This is a genomic window from Thiorhodococcus minor (genome assembly GCF_010820565.1).
GTDB lineage: Bacteria > Pseudomonadota > Gammaproteobacteria > Chromatiales > Chromatiaceae > Thiorhodococcus > Thiorhodococcus minor.
The window spans coordinates 1-1349 of sequence record NZ_JAAIJQ010000253.1 but is presented as its reverse complement, the minus strand read 5'-3'; the positions used below and the strand labels follow the sequence as shown (position 1 = coordinate 1349).

Here is a 1349-nt window from a genome sequence, read left to right as displayed (position 1 = left end):
GCCTCTGCACTCTTCCCGACCCTGGCCTGCGACCCCGAGCAGGGCATCTTCCTGCTCGACGATCAGAGCCTCGCCTTCGGGTGGCGCTGCCAGCCTCTGGCCGGGGCCGATCAGGGCCATGCCGACCGCCTCACGGCGCTGGTCAATCAGGAGTGGCCCAGCGAGACCCTGGTGCAGGTGATCCTATGGGCCTCCCCGGATATCGAGGGACCACTCGCGGTGATGAGCGGCCTGCGTGCCGAGCTGCGCCATCCCTTGCTGCGCGCGGCGACCGCGGAGCGGGCGGCCTTCCTGCGCGCGGGTGTCGCGGCGCCCCTCATCCGCCAGTCCGAGACCCGGGTGCGCGACGTCCAGGTCCTGGTGACGGTCAAGCTGCCGCTCCCTGGTCCGCTACCCAGCGCCGCGTCCCATCAGGCCGCGCTCGACCTGCGCGCGAACACCGAGCAGGTGCTCGCCACCGTCGGGCTGCAGCCTCAAGCGTTGATGGCGGGCGATCTGGTCCGCCTGATGAACGGCCTGCTCAACTGGGCACCGGAGGCGACCTGGCGCGAGCGCGTCACGCCCGAGGCCGACCCGACGCGCATCCTGCGCGAGCAGTTCCTCGATCCGGATCAGGCCCTCGAGGTCGATGCCCAGGGACTGACGCTGGGGGACTGCCGGGTGCAGACCCTCTCGGTCAAGCGCTTTCCCGACCGGCTGCACTTCGGGCTGGCCGCGCGCTATCTGAGCGATCCCTTCTCGGGGACACGGGGTATTCCGCACAACCTGCTGGTCTGTCTCAATCTGCATTTCCCCGAGCCGGAGACCACCCGGACGCTGCTGCAGACACAGAGTCAGTGGGCGACCAACATGGCGACCGGGCCGATCGCGGTCTATCTGCCGCGCCTGACCGAGCGGGCGCGGGGCTTTCGGGTGCTCTTCGAGCGCCTCGATGCCGGGGACCGCCCGGTGCGGGCGCATCTGGGGCTGGTGCTCTTCGCGCCCAAGGAGCAGGCGACCGCCGCGGCCTCGAACCTGCGCACCTATTGGCGGGAGCTGGGCTTCCAGGTGGTGAGCGACCGCTTCTTTACCCTGCCGCTGTTCTTGAACTGTCTGCCCTTCGGCGCGGATCGGACCGCAATTCGTGACATGCAGCGCTACCGCACCCTGGCCGCGAGCCACGCGGTGCGGCTGATGCCGGTGCATGGGGACTGGAAGGGCACCGGCACCCCGGTGCTCAACCTCGTCAGCCGCGGCGGGCAGCTGATGCATCTGTCGCTGTTCGACTCGGCCTCCAACTACAACGCCTGCATCGCCGCGCAGTCGGGTGCCGGCAAGTCCTTTCTGACCAATGAGCTGATCTCCACGAC

General features: G+C 69.4%; 1 protein-coding gene. It reads left to right on the top strand.

Annotated elements, in window-relative coordinates; all coding sequences use genetic code 11:
* On the top strand, positions 1–1349 hold a 1349-nt coding region (locus tag G3446_RS26730; protein ID WP_164456684.1), incomplete at both ends, for a TraC family protein.